This window comes from Bacteroidia bacterium, from assembly GCA_041391665.1.
Classification (GTDB): domain Bacteria; phylum Bacteroidota; class Bacteroidia; order J057; family J057; genus JAGQVA01.
Window position 1 is genome coordinate 1,884,624 of the sequence record JAWKNO010000001.1, and the last position, 17,569, is coordinate 1,902,192.

General features: G+C 40.1%; 14 protein-coding genes. All 14 read right to left on the bottom strand.

Annotation, left to right across the window (positions count from 1 at the left end; genetic code table 11):
- Positions 1-28: 28 nt before the first annotated feature.
- The gene (locus R3D00_07940) at positions 29-235 is read right to left on the bottom strand and encodes a GDCCVxC domain-containing (seleno)protein (GenBank protein ID MEZ4773098.1); all 207 of its coding nucleotides are present in this window, start codon (positions 233-235) and stop codon (positions 29-31) included.
- Between the two features lies 1 nt (position 236).
- Positions 237-836: a mercuric transport protein MerTP gene (gene merTP, locus R3D00_07945; protein ID MEZ4773099.1), complete on the bottom strand. Its 600-nt coding sequence runs from the start codon at positions 834-836 to the stop codon at positions 237-239.
- The gene (locus R3D00_07950; GenBank protein ID MEZ4773100.1) at positions 833-1,207 is read right to left on the bottom strand and encodes a metalloregulator ArsR/SmtB family transcription factor; all 375 of its coding nucleotides are present in this window, start codon (positions 1,205-1,207) and stop codon (positions 833-835) included. Before R3D00_07950 ends, merTP begins: the two co-directional genes overlap by 4 nt.
- 527 nt (positions 1,208-1,734) lie before the next feature.
- On the bottom strand, positions 1,735-3,621 hold the full coding sequence (locus R3D00_07955) for a cation-translocating P-type ATPase (protein ID MEZ4773101.1): 1,887 nt from the start codon (positions 3,619-3,621) through the stop codon (positions 1,735-1,737).
- 13 nt (positions 3,622-3,634) lie between these two features.
- Positions 3,635-4,909 carry an efflux RND transporter periplasmic adaptor subunit gene (locus R3D00_07960; GenBank protein MEZ4773102.1) on the bottom strand — a complete coding sequence of 425 codons (1,275 nt, stop codon included), beginning with the start codon at positions 4,907-4,909 and terminating at the stop codon, positions 3,635-3,637.
- A gap of 11 nt (positions 4,910-4,920) precedes the next feature.
- Complete coding sequence (locus R3D00_07965) at positions 4,921-9,282, bottom strand: CusA/CzcA family heavy metal efflux RND transporter (protein MEZ4773103.1); 4,362 nt, start codon at positions 9,280-9,282, stop codon at positions 4,921-4,923.
- A gap of 102 nt (positions 9,283-9,384) precedes the next feature.
- On the bottom strand, positions 9,385-9,705 hold the full coding sequence (locus tag R3D00_07970; GenBank protein ID MEZ4773104.1) for a DUF6660 family protein: 321 nt from the start codon (positions 9,703-9,705) through the stop codon (positions 9,385-9,387).
- Between the two features lie 582 nt (positions 9,706-10,287).
- On the bottom strand, positions 10,288-10,917 hold the full coding sequence (locus R3D00_07975; GenBank protein MEZ4773105.1) for a class I SAM-dependent methyltransferase: 630 nt from the start codon (positions 10,915-10,917) through the stop codon (positions 10,288-10,290).
- 151 nt (positions 10,918-11,068) lie between these two features.
- A complete protein-coding gene (locus tag R3D00_07980; GenBank protein MEZ4773106.1) occupies positions 11,069-11,557 on the bottom strand; it encodes a hypothetical protein in 489 nt (162 codons plus the stop codon).
- A gap of 3 nt (positions 11,558-11,560) precedes the next feature.
- Positions 11,561-12,496 (bottom strand): site-specific DNA-methyltransferase, encoded by a 936-nt coding sequence (locus tag R3D00_07985; GenBank protein MEZ4773107.1) that lies wholly within the window; start codon positions 12,494-12,496, stop codon positions 11,561-11,563.
- Positions 12,493-13,263, bottom strand: a complete 771-nt coding sequence (locus tag R3D00_07990; GenBank protein MEZ4773108.1) for a restriction endonuclease — start codon at positions 13,261-13,263, stop codon at positions 12,493-12,495. Before R3D00_07990 ends, R3D00_07985 begins: the two co-directional genes overlap by 4 nt.
- An 88-nt stretch (positions 13,264-13,351) precedes the next feature.
- Positions 13,352-13,834, bottom strand: a complete 483-nt coding sequence (locus R3D00_07995) for a tyrosine-type recombinase/integrase (GenBank protein MEZ4773109.1) — start codon at positions 13,832-13,834, stop codon at positions 13,352-13,354.
- 234 nt (positions 13,835-14,068) lie between these two features.
- The gene (locus R3D00_08000) at positions 14,069-15,259 is read right to left on the bottom strand and encodes a hypothetical protein (protein ID MEZ4773110.1); all 1,191 of its coding nucleotides are present in this window, start codon (positions 15,257-15,259) and stop codon (positions 14,069-14,071) included.
- 428 nt (positions 15,260-15,687) lie between these two features.
- Positions 15,688-17,517 carry a thiol-activated cytolysin family protein gene (locus R3D00_08005; protein MEZ4773111.1) on the bottom strand — a complete coding sequence of 610 codons (1,830 nt, stop codon included), beginning with the start codon at positions 17,515-17,517 and terminating at the stop codon, positions 15,688-15,690.
- Positions 17,518-17,569: the final 52 nt, after the last annotated feature.

Consider the following 17,569-nt stretch of genomic DNA (forward strand, 5'->3'; position numbering starts at 1 on the left):
GTGGCTGGGCTTCTTTGTTTTCGGTTTGTCAGCAACATTTCTTGTCTTGTTGAATTGGCGGACATTTTACACTTCCGTAACTGCAATAAACACAACAGTCGCCTTGCTGTGGTTTTAAAACTGTCTTACACTTTTCACATTCGTAAAAATATTGGCAAGCATCTGTCGGCATTGTTTCTTCCTTTTTGTGTCCGCAGTTGGGGCAAGTGATTGTTGACTGTAATATGATTTCCATTTTATTTTTCCTTTTTGTCTGTTACTGAATATCCTGTTCCGTTGATTGCTTTTTCAATTTCGGCAATGTTCGTTTTTGAGTTGTCAAATTCTACAATTGCGTTTCCGTTTTCGTATGAAGCAGTAGATTTAATTATCCCCGAAAGTTTATTCACTTCGTGGTTTACGTGTTCTTCACAACTTGCACAAGTCATTCCGCTAATGGAAAACTCAACTGTCTGAACATTTGATTTGTCAACCACAATGATTTGTTTTTCTGTCTTGGGATAAAAAATGTGAGCATAAAAAGGAAAGGCAAGCATTACTATTGCAAATGCTGTTACGATACCTAAAAACATTTTGGATTGAATGAATTTTGGTTTTTCTTCTGTCTCGCAATTGCAGTCAATTTGTTTTTTGGGTTTCAACTTTTGATACCACGCAAAACCAAGAACTAAAATTGTCAAACCGATAAAATACGGTCTTGCCGGTTCGAGCCACGAAAAAGTAGAAGCAAGTCCACTTGTTCCTGCAACAAGAGCCAATACTGGTGTGATGCAACAAAGTGAAGCAGCAATTGCTGTCAAAAGTCCTGCACCGATTAATTTTTTGTCTGTTTTCATATTGTTTCCAAAATTTTGTTTTCGTGAAGTATTTTGAAAAACGGTTTGAGCATTTTTTCATACTCTTTTGTCAATGAATAGAAAATGGTTTGTGCTTGTCTTTCCGTTTCAATAAGTTTTCGGTCTTTGAGTTTTCGCAGATGTTGTGAAATTGCCGAAATGGTCATACCAAGAATATCACTCAAGTCGCAAACGCAGAGTTGTTTCTCTTCGTAAAGCAGGAACAGGATTTTTAGTCTAACATTGTTGCCCGCCAATTCAAGTCCGCTCGATAAATAGTCAAACGAACCGTTCAGTTCTGAAACACGGTCTTTACATCGGTTAATTTGTTTAACGTCCGCCTGTTGTCTTATACAAGAAATGTTGTCCATAGTGCAAAGATAGTCAATTTGTTTATTTAAGCAACTGCTAAAATACAAAAGGTCAAAAAGAACCCGATTTTGTCTGTCGGGTTGTGTCGTCATAGCCTTGCCACTAACGGTTTGCAGCTACCCGAAGGTGGCGATTTTACGCACCAACTTTCATTCGGAGAACTACCGTTCAAATATACTCAAAACTGTCCTACGAAGCACTACACCGCCACTTTTGGGTAGGTGCTGTTATAGCCAGTGGTTCTGTCTTTCGTGTCAGTGTCTACCGTGCTTTCAGAGTTTTTTGTTGTCATTTTACCTGTCCCGAAAAACGATTTATTGTCAGTCGGGAATGAGCTGTCGGGAAAGATTTAATTTTTGCGAAGCGAGGGAATTTTTACTGTCTTACCGTGCAGTTGATTTTGGCATATCTTTTTGTTTGAGTGTTGGCTTTAGCTCTTTGCCGCCCGCAGGAACGAGGACGGCAATGTGCTAAAAGAGGGTAGGTACAAAAAGTATGACAAAAAGAAGCGTGGGCTTTATTTGTTCTATTCTTTAAAATTCATTAATCTCAAACTTGTCAAAATTACAATGAGTGTTACACCAACATCAGCAGCAATTGCAAAAACTAAATTGCTGTAACCGATGAACGCAAGCGTTATGAATATTAATTTTACTACTATTGCTCCGATGGTGTTGAATTTGATTCTGCGTAATGTTTTTTGGCTTAACCGAATTAAAAAAGGAATGAGTGAAAGTTTATCGTTCATTAAGGCAATGTTTGCTGTTTCTATGGCGGTGTCGCTACCTGCCGCTCCCATTGCGATACCTACGGTGGATTGTGCTAACGCTGGGGCATCGTTTATGCCGTCACCAACCATTGCCACTTTTCCGTATTGTTGCAAAAGTTCTTTGATTTTTTCAGCTTTATTTTCGGGTAACATATTTCCAAATATTTTTTTGATGCCTACTTGCTTTGCTACATAGTTTGCTGCTTTTTCACTGTCGCCTGTAAGCATTACGGGTTCAATATTGAGTGTTTCTATATCCTTTAAAGCTGCTGCACTGTCGGGTTTTATTTCATCCATCAATCCTATTATTCCTGCAACTCCGTTTCCAAAACTTACTACTACACTTGTTTTGCCTTGTGCTAAAAGTTCCGCAACAATTTTTTCCGCTTCGCTGTTGGTGTGTTGATGTTCTTTGATGAAATCTAATTTGCCTACATAAATTGTTTCGTCTTCACATACCAAACATTTTGCGGTTGCACCTTTTCCCATAATGCTTTTGAATGCTTCGGCTTTATGTGGTTCAAAGCCTTCTTTACGACTTGCATCAACTATGGCTTGTGCCAATGGGTGTTCTGAAAATATTTCTGCTCCTGCGGTGCAAGCCAAAAGTTCTTCACGGCTTGTTCCGTTTAATGGAATTACATCACTAACAATTGGATTACCAAAAGTGATTGTCCGCGTTTTGTCCAATGCAATTGCTTTAATGTTTGCCAATGTTTCCAAATATTTTCCACCTTTTACCAATGCACCTTTTGCAGATGCGTTTCCGATTGCTGCATAGATTGCAACTGGCGTAGATATAACCAATGCACAAGGGCAAGCGATTACTAAAAGTGTTATTGCCTGTTGCAGCCAATGATTAAAGTCTAAGTGCAAAACGAAAACAGGAATGATAAACAACAAAACAGAAAGTGCAAGCATTACAGGGGTATAATACTTTGCAAATTGCTGAATGAATTTTTGCGTTTCGCTTTTGTTAGATGCCGCTTCAAAAGTGAGGCGAACAATTTTTGAAAAAGTGGTATCAATAGAAAGTTTTGTTGTTTCTATTTCTATGAAACCATTTTTGTTTAAAGTTCCTGCAAACAAGTTATCGCCTGTGTGTTTGTCTTTAGGGATGGGTTCGCCTGTGATGGCGGCTTCGTCAACGGTAGTTTCGCCTGAAATAATTTTTCCGTCCAACGGTATCATTTCACCAGGTTTTACCTGAATGATTGTGCCAACCGCAATTTTATCAATGGGAACATTTTGGTTCTGTGATTTTACAAAAGCTGTCTTGGGTGCTTTACTCACTAATTCATCTAATGCTGATTTTGAATTTTCTATCCCAATATCTTCCAATCGTTCGCCCAATACATATAACACAACCAAAACGGCTGCTTCGGGAAACTCCTTTAGATAAAATGCACCGATTACCGCTATCAGCATCAGCAAATTGATATTGCTGAATTGGAGTTTAAAAAGTGCTTTTACACCGCTCCAAACTACTTTGTAGCCAATGCCAAAAATGAATGCAGCAAAAACAAAAGGTGCATAAGGCATTGGTATATGAATGCCGATGATGGATAAAACTTCTAAGGCAATTACAATGGCAATCGCGAAAAGAAGAAAGAGGAATTTTTTATCGTTAAATGGTAGTTTCATTGTTTTTGAATTTTTAATGTTCGTGTGCCTCACCTTTATTATTCATTTTAGCCAAAATAAAAAATGCACCATTCACTACAACTTTGCTGTTGGCAGGAATTTCTTTGAGCAAAGTAATTTCGCTGTAACCTATATCAGTCGTTCCTTTTCGGATGGGGATTTTTTCAAAGGTTGTTCCTTCTTCGGTGTGTTCAGGTTCTTCTTTCTCACCGTGTTCGTGTCCGTGTTCATCGTGTTGGTGTTCGGCAGTTTCTTTTTCCGAATGATGTTCTTCTTCTTTGTGGGCATCGGTAACAATAAAGATATAGTCTTGTCCTTCATGGTTAACAATGGCATTTGTAGGCACTGCATCAACGGTAGCGTTTTCTAAACTTACTAAGGCGGTTATGCTCATGCCGTCAATTAATCCTTGTTTGTTGCCTTTAACTGTTGCATGAACCGCAATGGCTTTGGTGTTTTGTTCAAACGTGTTGCTGATGGCGTAAACATCGGCATCGTATTCTTTGCCCGGATTGTTGGTGAGTGTGAAATGAATGGTTTGCCCAACTTTTAGTTTCTGCAAATCTTTTTCATACACATACAAATCCAAATGCAGTTGGCTGTTGTCGACTATTTCGGCAATGGGGTTGTTGGCATCTACATAGGTTCCGATATTAACCAATACATTACTGATTGCTCCGCTTATGGGGCTTGTAATATTGATTACCGATTGAATATTCTCACTTGTAAGAGTTTCGGAATTGATGCCGATTAACTCCAACTGTTTTTGCAGACTTGCCTTTTTTGCTTTTAAAGATTTTAATTCTGCTTCGGCTACCTGCAAATTTTTTAATGCGGTGGCATTGCCTTGTTGCAATTCTTTTTGTCGGGCAAATTCCAATTGTGCCAATTCTGCTTTAGAGGAAACACTTAAAAATTCTTCCTGCATGGTAATGAAAGAATTGTTGGTAATGGTGGCAATTACTTGTCCTTTGGTAACTGTATTTCCTGTTTGCACCAAAATAGATTTGATAACTCCACCAAACAGGGCTGTCGTATTTGCCTTATTGTTGTTTGGCACACGCAATAAGCCGTTTGCTTTGAGTGAAGCGGTAAGCTGTTTTTTCTCAATGCCTCCCAACTCTATTTTTATAGATTTCATTTGCTCGGATGTAAGCATTGCCGTGTTGGAGTTTTCGTGTTCATCGTGATGCTCGGTTTCTTCTCCGTGTGTTTCGGTTTTATTGCTATTGCAGGATGCAAATACTATGGATATTGCAAGGGCTGCTATGAAGATTACATTTTTCATTTCTGTGAAATTTATTTGTTGATTAAAAAATTGATGTTGATGATGGATTGATTAATTTGATTGATGGATTGCAGATAATTTAACTGCACATCGGTAGCAGTTTGCAGGGCTTGCAAGTATTCAATGTAGCCAATGTCGCCACTATTGAAACCAACTTTTGCGGTGCTAATAATTATATCGGCATTGGGCAAAGCGGTTGATTTGTAGTAATTGTATTGTTCCAAGTGCTGATTGTATTGCTGAAAAGCATTTTGCAGTTGGTTTTGTAAAATCAGTTTTCCGTTATCGGCTTCTTTTTGCATTGCCTGTTGTTTGAAATCAAGCGATTTGATTTTTGAAGCGTTGCTGAAAAAAGTAAGCGGAATACTAATACCTACATTGAAACCCTGAAATCTTTGGTTGCCGTCAAAAAAAACATCTGAACCGTTAACCGTTTGTGTCCCAATTAAGGATTGATTGAAGTAACCAACACTGAAATCAGGCAAGGTAGATGCGGTTTCTACCTTTTTGGTTTGTTCTGCAATTACGGCTTGCTGATACAACACTTTCAGTGATGGATTATTTGCAATAAGTGTGGTGTCGAACGAACTACTTAATACAAGCGGTTGAAAGTTTTCGTTATTGTCAATCGTAAATTCTTCGCTTGTGTTCATTAGCGTTTTTAGCGAATTGTAAGCCGTTGCAAAGTCTGTTTCATTTTGTTTGAGCAAAAGCGAAAGTTGTCCCCGCTTGGTTTCGGCTGTGGTTTTTTCCAACAAATTGGTTTCACCTGTTTTGTATCGCAAAGCTGCTGCACTCACAAAATCGTTATACAAACTATCTAAAGATTGCAGTTGTTTTTTAGTGGTTTGCAAATACTGCAACTGATAAAACCAGTATTGCACCTGTGCTTTTATTTCGCTGGCGGTGGCTTGCTGTTGCAATTCGCTACTTTGCAATTCGGCTTTATACAAACCTGATTTTGCAGTGAAATAAGTTGGGAACGGAATACTTTGCGAAACCTGAAATGCTTTGTCCTGATTGATGCTATTGTATTGCCCAAACTGAAAATTGACATTTGTTTTGGGCAATTCAAAAAACGACTTTTTCAATGTGGTAGAAGATTGCACATTGAATTGTTGCGATTGAATTTCCAAATTATTTTTCAATGCCGTGCTTATTGCATCTTCAACCGAAATGGTTTTAGTTGATGGTATTTGGGCGTTTGCAGCATTGAATGAAAGCAATGCAAAAACTAAAATGGTCGCGGCTGAAATTTTTCTTTTTTCTTTTTTAATTTTAGAAAATATCAGATATAGCAAAGGCAAAACAAATAGCGTTAAGAAAGTAGCTGTGAGCAAACCACCAATTACAACGGTTGCCAAAGGTTTTTGCACTTCTGCTCCTGCACCGTGTGAAAGTGCCATTGGTAAAAAGCCCAATGATGCAACGGTGGCAGTCATTAACACTGGTCGCAAACGGATTTTTGTTCCTTCTTTTATCCGTTCTAAAATGTCAGTCATTCCATCTTTTTCCAATTGGTTAAATGTTCCAATAAGCACAATGCCATTTAAAACTGCTACACCAAACAAGGCAATAAAACCTATACCTGCGGAAATGCTGAAAGGCATATCACGAATGAGCAAAGCGAACACACCGCCTATTGCACTCATTGGAATTGCGGTATAAATTAGCGTTGCTTGTTTTACTGAACCAAAGGTGAAATAGAGTAACATAAAAATGAGTGCCAATGCCACAGGCAAGGCAATCATTAGTCTTTTGCTTGCTGCTTGCAGATTTTCAAAAGTGCCTCCGTAGGTGTAATAATAACCTTCGGGTAATTTTATTTTTTCATTCAGTTGCTTCTGAATATCTTCTACTACACTTTCCACATCTCTGCCTTTGACATTAAAGCCAACTACAATTCTGCGTTTACCATCTTCACGGCTGATTTGTGCAGGACCTAATTCCATTTTTATTTCCGCAACTTGTGAAAGGGGAATTTGTGTTCCGTTGGCAGTAGGAATATACAAATGGCTTACATCGTCAATATTATTACGATGGGTGCTGTCAAGGCGAACTACTAAGTCAAATTTGCGTTCGTTTTCAAAAACAACACCTGCCCCACCACCTGCAAAGGCGGTGCTTACAATGTGGTTGATGTCCTCAATGTTCAAACCATAATTGGCAATTTGACTTCGATTGTATTTGATTACTATTTGCGGAAGACCTGACACTCGTTCTACATTTGGTTGAGTAGCTCCCTGCACCGATTGCACAATAGGGGCAATTTTATTGGCATAAGATAGGAGTGTGTCCATATTTTCACCAAAAATTTTGACTGCAACATCTTGGCGAATACCTGTCATAAGTTCGTTGAACCGCATTTGGATGGGTTGATTTTTTTCAAAGAAAACGCCCGGAATTGTGTTTAGTTTTTCTTCAAATTCCTCGGCAAGCTCGTCATAGGAAATATCCCGTTTCCAGTCACTTTGAGGTTTTAAAATTATCATCATGTCCGTTGCTTCGGGTGGCATGGGGTCGGTGGGCACTTCTGCTGCTCCTGTTTTTCCTACAACCATTTTTACTTCATCAAATTCTTTGATTAGGCGTGATGCCTGCATAGAAGTTTCCAAACTTTGTGAAAGTGATGTGCCTTGCGGCAAAATGCAGTGAAAAGCAAAATCGCCTTCCTGTAAGGTTGGGATAAATTCACCGCCCATCTTTGAAAACAGAAAAACAGAAAATACAAAGACGGCAACGGTTGCACTTACAATTACTTTTTTGAAACGGATGGCTTTATCCAATAATGGTGCATAAATGCGTTGGAATAAGTTCATCATTCTATCGCTAATAGTTTGCTTGTGTGAAATGTTTTTTGGAAGGAACACAGCACACATCATTGGAATATAAGTAAGCGATAAAATCAATGCCCCAAAAATGGCGAAACCAACGGTTTGAGCCATTGGGCGAAACATTTTACCTTCAATACCTATAAGCGTAAGAATTGGAATGTAAACTATCAGGATAATGATTTCTCCAAACGCTGCACTGCTTCGGATTTTAGAAGCAGATTGAAAAACTTCATTATCCATTTCTTTTTGTGAAAGTCTGCCAATTGTTTTTCGCAAACCCAAATGATGCAAAGTGGCTTCTACGATAATTACTGCACCGTCCACAATTAACCCAAAGTCAATTGCTCCTAAACTCATCAGGTTTGCACTTACGCCAAATACATTCATTAAGCCCAATGCAAATAGCATTGATAAAGGAATGGCAGAAGCTACAATAAGTCCTGCACGAAGGTTTCCAAGGAATAAAACCAATACGAAGATTACTATTAAAGCTCCTTCAATCAGGTTTTTCTCTACCGTGCTGATGGCTCGGTTTACTAAATCTGTCCTGTCTAAGTATGGTTCTATAACTACATCTTTGGGCAATGATTTTTGAATGGTTTGCATTTTGTCTTTAATGCGGCTAACCACATCGGCACTGTTCGCACCTTTCAGCATCATTACCACTCCGCCAACTGCATCTACCTCACCGTTGTAAGTCATAGCACCGTAACGAACCGCACTGCCCAAGCGAACTTCAGCAACATCCTTAATCAAAATGGGAATACCGTTTGGATTTGTTTTCACTACAATGTTTTTGATGTCGTCAAACGAACCAATCAAACCAACTCCACGAATGAAATAGGCGTTTGGTTTTTTGTCAATGTAAGCACCGCCTGTGTTTTCGTTGTTCTTTTCTAAAGCCGTAAAAATTTCAGGAATGGTTATGCCCATTGCAATAAGACGGTCGGGGTTTACTGCTACTTCATACTGTTTCAGTTGTCCGCCAAAGCTATTTACTTCCGCAATTCCGGGTGTGCCGTAAAGTTGTCGGGCAACAATCCAGTCTTGCATTGTCCGCAAGTCCATAGCGGTGTATTTGCTTTCACTGCCTTTTTTCGGGTGAATGATATATTGATATACTTCGCCCAATCCTGTGCTGACTGGTGCTAATTCGGGAGTTCCTACACCGATGGGGATTTTACTTTCGGCTTCTTTCAGCCGTTCGTTTATCAGTTGTCTTGCAAAGTAGATGTCTACTTTGTCGTCAAACACAACGGTAATTACTGAAAGTCCGAAACGGGAAATGCTCCGCAATTCCTCCAAGTCAGGAAGATTGGCTATACTTTGTTCAATAGGGTAAGTTACCAACTGTTCCACCTCTTGTCCTGCAAGGGTTGGGCAAACGGTAATAATTTGCACCTGATTGTTGGTGATGTCTGGAACTGCATCAATAGACAGTTTGGTTGCACTCCACACTCCCCAAACAATGAGTGCAAGTGTCATCAATGCAATGATGAATTTGTTATTTATGCTGAACGCAATTATTTTGTCTAACATTTTTTTAATCAGTTTAATGAATGAATACAGGATTACTTGCGGTGCGTTAGCACCGTAAGTAAGGTTGTTTTGTTCCGCTTTCAGCGGAACATCATAAATTCATTAACTGATTTTTGGCGGTTGCCAGATAGACAAATACACCTCCGAAACAAAAGAGGCATTGTAAACAGGGAAGTACTTTGTCGCAATAGGTGTCAGGTTGCGTAAAGTGGTTGGGTAAAAAATATTGGTTATAGACTGTCCGCAGCAGGCACACATACAAAAGGGAGAACAATTCTCGGTATCAGTGTCGTGGTCTGAATGGTCGGTAGAGGCAAAAGTAGATTGGTCGGCACCCTGATATTTACAGTCGTCCTTGTCGCTGCATGGCATAACTGCCAGAGCAAAAAGGTAAAAACTGAATATGAGGGTAAAAATTTTCACAGGACAAATGTAAGGATTTTAGGTTAAAAACAAACAATGTCCAAAAACAGCAGATTGTTGCTTACGGGGTGAATTGAGCGAGGCAAATTTTTGGGCACGTGTTTTTGCCTTGTGGGTTGGGTTTAGCTCTTTTGCAGGTGGTGCGAAGCAAGTTTTTAAAATGCGTAATTTTTCTACGCATTTTAAAAACTAACCTGCAAATGTGCTAAACGAAGCGTGGGGCAAAAACCGTGACAAAAAATTGAGGGTCGGCTTTTTTTCCTTTTTTCTCTTTTTAAAGTGCGGTGGAGTAAAAATTAAATCTTTCTTGGGTCGGTCTGTGTGTCGCCCGTTTTTCTGTCTACCAACAATGGTAATTTGGTCTGTCCTGTTAAAAATTGCACGGTCATTGTCAAGGTTACACGGTCGTCCTACCATTGGCTATAACGGTTTGCAGCTACACGCAGGCAGGGATTTTAACCACTGAACTTCCTATGAAGAACCAAACTTTAAATTCAGCACTTTCCTGTCCTACGAAGCACGAAACCCCTGCTTGCGTGTAGGTGCTGTTATGCCTTCGCCCTTCTATTTTCTCGTGTCGTGTCAAGCCGTTTGTAATTTTCTGAAACTGCAAAAAACAAAGTTCTGAATAGTGTCGAACGGTGTCTTGTGGTCAACCGTAATACATTTGATTTTCTCAAAAAACTTTTTCAGTCGGTCAGTCATTGTCGTTTCTGAATATTGTTTGATTTCTATTCCACTACATTTTTTTGGTCCTTGTTCCGAAAATGTCCCGATTACCAAAACACCTGTCGAGTTTATATTTTGTTCAGCAGTTTCCAAGTAGTTAGAAATTTCTTGTTCGTCTGTCAAAAAATGAAATGCCGCTCGGTCGTGCCAAAAGTCATATTTCTCTGTTGGTTTAAAAGTCGCTGCGTCTGCAACTATCCATTTTACATTTTTTGCTTTGTCCCCAAGTCGTTGTTTAGCTCTGTCAATGGCAGCCGCTGAAATGTCGAGAACTGAAATGTCTTGATAACCCAAGTCGAGTAAATGGTCAACCAAAAAACTGTCGCCACCGCCAATGTCAATCACTTTTGCAGTTGTCGGCACGTTGAATTGTTTAAAGAAGTCCAAAGAGGTTTCTGGTGTCGGTTGAAACCAACTAACTTCTTTCAGTTCTTTTGTCTGATAGATATTTTCCCAATGTTTTTTGCGGTCAAAGTTTTCCATTTTTCTATGTCGTTTTTATGTTTCGATGTCGTCTTTTAGGGTGAGGCATAACGGTCTCGGGTATGAAACGTAGGGCATTTCGAAGCACTTAACTGTCCGCCCGAAACCGAGCTTGCTTAGTGCCGAAAACTTGCGGAAACCACTGTCCGCCCTATGTTTTATACCCATTGTTGGGGGCAGTTATTTTTATAATTTTTTCAATTGTGTCATATTTCTTTGTAAGGTTTGAATAACCTATTTCCGACAATTCCATAAATTTCCTGACACTTGCTTTTTCTTTATATCCTGCCAAATCTTTAAACACATCAAATGAGATGTTACAGGAATAAATTTTATCAAACTCTAATATTTTATCATAGTAAAGAATTGTGCCGTCAATTTTATATTTAGGAGACCAAAGTGATTTAGACAAATTCGTGTCTTCAAATTTTGCTTTAATAGTAGCGTAATAAACAAGGTAGCCCTTATTATATATAAATAAAAAATCGCCTTTTGATATTCTGTTCCAAGTAATGTCTGGACTGATTACACCCCACAGTTGTTTTATACCATTAGCAGTGGTAATACCGCTAATAGCAGTTTCAAAGAACTTTCCGTTTTTACTGACATCAGCTACAGGTGCAAAGAATATGCGTTGCATAGTTTAGAAAAGACTTTTTTGTTCAGCACTAAGCTTTTTAGACTTACCATTCATTTTGTGACCATATTTGGACTCAATTTCTTTCCAAAAATCTTTTAAAGCGTCTTCGTGATGATTTAAAAACCACTGAATATGATTTTCGATATATTCATTTCGTATTTGAGTGTCATTTAAGTCATTTGGAATTCGTTTCATTCTCGGGTCGATACTATCAAAAGCAGTAAAATCTTCATTTAAACGGTCTTTGGTATTCTCTACATACTCTTCATTTAGTTCGATGCCGATAGCATTTCTCTTTAGTTGTTGACAGACTCGAAGTGTTGTACCACTCCCTGAGAAAGGGTCAAGAACTAAATCGCCTTCATTTGAAGAAGCAAGGACCATTCTTTCGATTAATCCTTCTGGTTTTTGAGTTGGATGATTTTGTCTATTGCCTTGGCAATAATGTATATGAGAAAACTCCCATACATCGCCTGGGTTTGCTCCACGCATATTATTTACAGAACGATAGAACTTTTGTGGAACTCTAATATCATCGAGATTGAAAGTGTATTTTGAAGTTTTATTAAACATTAAAATATCATCGTGTCTGGGCGAAAAGCCTTTCTTTTTTCCTATACCTTGGGTGTAGTACCAACAAATCCAATTGTTGAATAGCATTTTATTGTCTTTCTCAAGAATTTGGTATAAATAAGAAATGAAACGAAAACCCATAAAGACATAAATAGTCCCGGTCGGTTTTAATATTCTTCTTGCTTCTGAAGTCCAATCTTTTGTGAATTGAATGTAATCATCAAAATTTCGTGAATCAGACTTGTTGCCGTAGTCCTTATTCAAGTTATACGGGGGGTCAGCAACAATCAAGTCAATAGAATTTGAATCCATTGCCTTCATTTTTTCGATTGCATCACCGAGTATTATTTGTTGTTCAGTTTTCATTTTATCCAATTGTATTTTGTGGCAAGTGCCATCCAATCATCAACTGACCGTTTAGAGGATGCGATATACTTTTTGTCAAGTAATTCAATGAACTCCCAAGCTGTTCTTTTTTGAATGGTTACATAGTGAATGTCTCTAATTTGAATTTGACCCGTGCCAAGTGCGGGATTATAGCTAATGTCAGGGTCTGAAAGATATTTAATATCGTAAGCATTGTATTTTACGACTTCCATAATCCCATCCATTAAACCCGTTTCGTCATTTTTTACTGAATAGACCTTGTGCTTTAATGAAAGTATTACAAATAAATAGTCAGGGTCATCAACGTAAGCAGAACGAATCCTTGCAAACGAAGTTATGTTCGGTGATTTACCTGAATTGTCAAAATCTTCTGCTGTTGCCTTAACATCAACTTCAGCAGTTACAACAGGGTCAAATTCTCTGTTTCTTTTGAACTGTAAAATGACGTCCGCACGATGCAATCTCTCTAAGGCTTCTACATTTATTAAGTTCCATTGATTGTTTTTGTCTTCTCTTATAATTTCAAAAGTTTCTTGTGCCCACGCTTCCACAAAAGGTCCTGCAATTTTGTTGATGTTTTCCATCGGCAAGCCAAGTTTCAAATTTGTATTGATGATTATTTTGTTTTCGCCTTTGTCAATTGCGTTCTTAATAATCTGCTCAATTGATTTGATTGCAATTTCGCTTGACTCTGGGTAGTCTTTACTTTCTTGCGGTTTCTTGATATTTAATCCTGTATAATCCATTTGTCAAATTTATTCCTTTGTCTTCTTTTTTAATTGCCCCCAACATCCGTATATACGCTACGCGTAGCGTTTATTTCCTTATTGACTCTTACGAATATCCCCCCTTTTCCCCAGATTTACAAGTATCTGGCAGAGATATATCCAGGCTATCCAGCGGAGATACGGGCTTGTGCTGGCGAGCTACATGGGTATATACCTGCGTAGTTTTGATGCTGCTGTGACCAAGTACTTCCTGGATATAGCGGATGTCGGTTCCTGCCTCCAAAAGATGCGTTGCGTAGCTGTGCCGCATCATATGTGCCGTAACCGTCCGATGGATGCCTGCCCGGGCGGCGGCTTGTTTCACCACCTGTTGCAGGCTGCGGTCGCTGTACCGCTCGCCCACGGTTTCGCCTTCAAACAAAAAGGTCAGTGGCTGATACTGTGCCATATAAGCATCTAAAACCGGAACCAGCATTTCGGGCAGCGGCACCTCCCGATCCTTTTTCCCCTTGCCCCGATTTACACGAATCACCCTGCGTTGCAAATCAAGATCTTTCAGGCTCAATCCAATTACTTCTCCCAGACGCAAGCCACAATGATTCCCGATCAAATGAGGTATCTACGCGCTCTGCAAAGCCTTCAATCGGCTCCAAACCTTTACTCCCAGACCCGAAAACGGACCAACTGCCACACCTGAGAGCTTCCTCCCCGACATCCCCAATCCCCATAGCGCTTTAAACTACCGAAGGTGGAGCCTGGCCTAAGCTTCTGTCGAAGGCAACAACAGCGTTTTCATGCTGGGCGCTGCCCGCCGCACGAAAACTTAGTTGTTCTGTGCAGTATTTTTTTGTTCGAAATAATATCTAATCAATGACGTCAACTTTTCATTTAAATAATCTCTCTTCTCAATTAGAAGTCCGTCATTATTGTATTCAAAAATTGTTTTCTGATTTGGAAGAGTTTGGATTTCTTTGATTAATCCATTCTGATAAACATAGTTGTACTTGGTGCAATCGTCTTTCGAATCTGCAATTTGCAGGCAATTATCCACCAAGTTTCCTTTTTCATCGAACTCAGATATATATGTCCAATCTCCTTTGACTTCAATGGTTTTAAAGAGCCTGTCATTTCTGTAGTCGAATGTTTTAATAGATTGTAATGAGGGTTCATCTTCTGAGTATTGTTGAAGATACCAACCTGTAGAGTCAATTTGCTTGATTAGATTATCATTCGCATCGTAGAAATAGTACTTCTTTGAATGAATTTCATTTTTTCTTGTGTACCAAATCCACTTAGTCAAGTTTCCATTACTATCATATTCTTTCTCTCCATTCAAGTATCGAGGGTCGCAATAGAAACATTTAACAGAAGCTGTGTCGGGCGTATAGCTTTCAGTTGCTAAATATCGAGTACTATCGTCTGTGTAGTAATTTCTTATTTTCAATCCTTGGTCATTGTACTCGTACTCATATATTTTTGCTTGTACACTATGCAAATGAAAGGTGTCTTTTGTGTACTTAGAAACTGAATATGAATGCTCAATTCTGTTATAGACTTCTTGAGTCAACAGTTCTTTTTCATCATATTCATAAATTGTTTCATTGATATTGATATCCCAATTTATTGAACCAAACTCCTTTGTTTTTTCTACTTCAATAGGTTGGTCAGTATGTTTTATCAAGTGTCCTTTTGAGTCATAATAGTCCTTGAATTTGTACCAAGTCAGAAAAGTAGGGCCGTGAGATTGTATGTTCAAATTGCAATTGATCCCTGTTACTAAATTGCTATCTCTATTCAGCTTCTGATCAAAAAGTTTGATGCTGTCTTTTTTTACTTTACCGTTCTTTTTCAATTCGAATGAGAATGCCTGAATCCTTTCAACGTTATTATCAATAAAGTCCTGATATGTCCAAGACATAAGACTATTTCCTCCTGTCGAGAAAATCGTATTACTTCTCTGTCCAAATGTGATTAATGGTAAAACGGCTAATATGTATATCAGTATGGTCTTCATTTATATTGCACACAACATCCGTATATACGCCACTCATAGCGTTTATTTCCTTATTGCCTCTCCCCAATATCCCCCCTTTCCCTCAGATTTACAAGTATCTGGCAGAGATAGGTCCAGATTATCCAGCGGTGTTCGCAGCAAAATAAAGTAAACACGAAGGGCACGAGGAAGGCACAAGGGGCACAATGGAAATGCCATCTTTGTGCCCTTCGTGACACCTTTGTGTATCTGCCTATGCAGATGGTTTCCTGACTTCCCCTTGCCCTGGTTTACCCGGATCTCTCTGCGCTCAGTTCGAGGTCTTGCAGACTCAACTTTGTTTATCCCGAAAAATCCACCATACCCAAAATCAAATTCCCCGAGGTTGAGCATATGGGAATCTATAACCTGTATGTCCTCTGACCAGTCTGCTATTTCTCCTATATCTCCTATATATCCAGCGGCCCGACTACCACGTTTTTGTCCATGTCGTAATAGACGTATTTTTTGCCCGGCCCGTCAAATATCGCCATTACCACCCGACCGCTCTCCGATCCGTCGGCGTTGGTAACATGGAGCCGTAAGGCAGCACCGACGCTGGCAAAGGGGATTTCGAGCGGCTCGTCGCGATCCCGCACCTGCAAATCTTTGATGGAACGCGGGGTGCTGAACTGGCCCGACTCGAAAAGTGTGTATTGTGTGCCTTCAAAATTAAACAGGCAGGCGATTTCTCTCGTTCCTACCGATACATCCATCGCAGCGCCCACAGCGGTAAACGGACAGGTATAATCCGTACCCCATTGCCAAAGTTCATACGCGGGCGAAAATGAGAGATTTGCCGGAGTATAAACGCAAAACTTTGTGCCGTCTTTGCTGAAAAAATACGTCTTTTTGGGGTCATTGTCCGAGCGGATATTGAGGGCTGCGCCTACACCTGTATTTCGGAAAGGATGGGTATTGTCTGTTCCCCACTGCCAGATACCGTAAGGGCCGGAAATTACGCCCTTGGAGTTTACATTCACATATTCGTTGGAAATGCCGTCAAACAGTGTCATTTTGTTTGAGACATTCCCCACCACATAACACGCAGCCCCTACGCTCTGTCTCGCATCGGTGAATGTCGGCAATCCGCCCGTAATATTTTCACACTCCGTAACCGTATATTCTGTCGCCAGATTCGCTGCAACCACAATCGACGGATCTTCCAGGCTCCTGACTACATAAGAGATCGGCGCGCCATTGTTGATTGAACCGCCCAGTTCGATAAATGTCTTTACATCATTCATATCCCCGATCAGTGCGCCTGCTGCAAGGCCGGCATCACCACCATAAGCATAACCCGACACACTCACCTGGTCGAGTTCTTCCACACTTTCGACCTTGATTCCGCCCCCGCCGCTTACCAGGCCGCCTTTAAAGGAGCCTTCAACCGCAGCCTTAATCTCTTCAGCACTCTGGGTGGACTGAATCAGCAGGTAAAAGATTCGCCCGTAATTGACCGAGGAGATATACGTCGCAGGGTTGTTTTTGTAAACGTATTTCTGCAAATCTTCGGGGGTAACGCTGGGGTCAAATGAGGCTTCCGGATCGGGGATATCATATACGATAGAGTAAAGAGACTGGGTTACTTTGACAAATACACTGTTGAATGACTGGGAGCTGTTGTAGTTAAATGAACCTTTTACCTTGGTGGTCAGGCTCGAAAATTTGACGTTCATCTTTACGCCCAGTTCTTCGAGCGAACGCACTTCCTCGCGGGTATAAGAGATATTGGCCGTGAGGTTTCCGTTGTTGCTGCCGATCAGGTCATTGGTTGCCTGGGCGATGGAGGAATAACTCACCTCGGGTACAGTTTTCGTAACAACAGAAGAGCCATTGAGGGTATTGATCGTAATTGTACCCGGGCCGCGTTTCAGGGGAATGATTTTCGGCGCACCTTCTGACACCGATTTACCCTGAAGGAAATTTCCTGGATAGACGATTTCGGCATTGTTGGACGAGTACATGATAAAGTCTTCGGCATTTTGGGAAATGTCCACTTTGAAGTCTTTACAAGCCCATATCTCCTCATCGATGATCTGTTGTGGTGCTGCTGCAGGAACGGTATCGACGACCTCATATGCGGCGGGATTTTCAACTACCCCTCCCAGACTGACGACGGAGTCAAATGTCAGTTCGCCTACCGGTGGTTCTCCCTTGTTGCAGGCGAGGGTAAAGAGCAGGAGAATGGTTGCGAGGGATGGGGTAACATAGCGCGGAAATGAAGGCAAATTTTTCATAACAGAGATTTTACTGTGGTTGATTGATTTACCTCCAAATACTGCAAAACCG